This is a genomic window from Streptomyces sp. NPDC006610, from assembly GCF_040611575.1.
In the GTDB taxonomy this organism is placed as follows: domain Bacteria; phylum Actinomycetota; class Actinomycetes; order Streptomycetales; family Streptomycetaceae; genus Streptomyces.
The window spans coordinates 1-1,463 of record NZ_JBEXOP010000098.1 but is presented as its reverse complement, the minus strand read 5'-3'; the positions used below and the strand labels follow the sequence as shown (position 1 = coordinate 1,463).

Sequence of the window (1,463 nt, the reverse complement as noted above, 5' to 3'; positions counted from 1 at the left end):
TACTTCTCCAGCAGCTGGTGGCGGCCCTTGACGTACGAGGGGTCGGCGAGGGCCTTGTCGACCTCGAAGTGATCGCCCCAGCAGGCCAGTTCGAGGCCTTCGAAGCCGGCGTCGCTGGCGATTCGGCAGACCTCCTCCAGGGGAAGGTCCGCCCACTGGCCGGTGAAGAGGGTGAAACGGTGGGTCATGGCAGACGTCCTTGTCAGTCTTCGAAGGTGGGCACGGCGGTGTAGACGCTGTCCTTGGAGGCGCTCTCCTCGACAGCGGCGAGCACCCGCTGCACCTGCAGTCCGTCGGCGAACGACGGGGAGGGGTGGGTGCCGTCGGCGATGGCGTGAACGAGGTCGCGGGCCTGGTGGACGAACGCGTGCTCGTAACCGAGCCCGTGACCGGGCGGCCACCAGGCAGCCACGTAGGGGTGATCGGGCTCGGTCACCAGGATGCGGCGGAAGCCGGCGTGGGCGCCGGGCTCGGTGCCGTCGAAGAAGTGCAACTCGTTGAGACGTTCGAGGTCGAAGAGGAGCGAGCCGCGCTCACCGTTGATCTCGATCTGCATCGCGTTCTTGCGGCCGGGGGCGAAGCGGGTGGCCTCGAAGGAGGCGAGCGCGCCGGACGGGAAGCGGCCGGTGAACAGGGCGGCGTCATCCACGGTGACCTGGCCGCGGCCGGCTCCCGCGGAGGCGCTCAGTCCCGCCGACGCGGTGGCGAGCAGAGGGCGTTCGGGCACGAAGGTCGTCATGTGCGCGGAGACACCGGCGAGGGGCTCGCCCACCAGGTGCTGGGCGAGGTCCACGAGGTGGGAGCCGAGATCGCCCAGGGCGCCGGACCCGGCCGACTCGCGCTTCAGCCGCCAGGTGAGGGGGAAGTCGGGATCGACGAGCCAGTCCTGGAGGTAGGCGAGGCGGACGTGCCGGATCTTGCCGAGCCTGCCTTCCTTGATCATGGAGTGGGCCAGGGAAAGGGCGGGCGTACGGCGGTAGTTGAAGCCGACCATCGCGATCCGGCCGGGGTTGCGTTCCGCCGCGGCGACCATGGCCTCGGCCTCCTCGACCGTGTTGGCCAGAGGCTTCTCGCACAGCACGTGCTTGCCGGCGTCCAGCGCGGCGATGGCGATCTCCGCATGACTTTCGCCCGGGGTGCAGATGTCGATGACGTCGATGTCGTCGCGGGCGATCAACTGGCGCCAGTCGGTCTCGACGGACGACCAGCCCAGCTTGTCGGCGGCGGCGCGCGCCGCCTGCTGGTTCCGGCCGCACACGGCGGCGAGATGCGGCTCGAGCGGCAGGTCGAAGGCTCGGCCGGCCGTACGCCAGCCCTGCGAGTGGACGGCACCCATGAAGGCGTAGCCGATGAGGCCGATCCCGAGACGCGGCCTGTGGGCGACGGTGGATTCCATATGAGTGAATTCTCCTTGAGCAGGCCGGGGGGTGGGCGGGGCCCCCCCCACCCCCCCCCCCCACACA

1 protein-coding gene and 1 pseudogene are annotated in these 1,463 nt (G+C 70.2%); both read right to left on the bottom strand.

Going from position 1 to position 1,463, the window contains the following annotated elements; translation table 11 throughout:
* A pseudogene (locus ABZY13_RS33445) lies at window positions 1–188 on the bottom strand (sugar phosphate isomerase/epimerase); the annotation flags it as partial.
* Between the two features lie 14 nt (window positions 189–202).
* Window positions 203–1,396, bottom strand: coding sequence for a Gfo/Idh/MocA family oxidoreductase (locus tag ABZY13_RS33440; RefSeq protein WP_356637577.1), 1,194 nt, complete (start codon window positions 1,394–1,396; stop codon window positions 203–205).
* Between the last annotated feature and the right edge of the window lie 67 nt (window positions 1,397–1,463).

What these genes read in the sequence shown, in the direction of transcription:
- ABZY13_RS33440 (WP_356637577.1), bottom strand. Translation starts at nt 1,396, where the DNA reads ATGGAATCCACCGTCGCCCACAGGCCGCGTCTCGGGATCGGCCTCATC.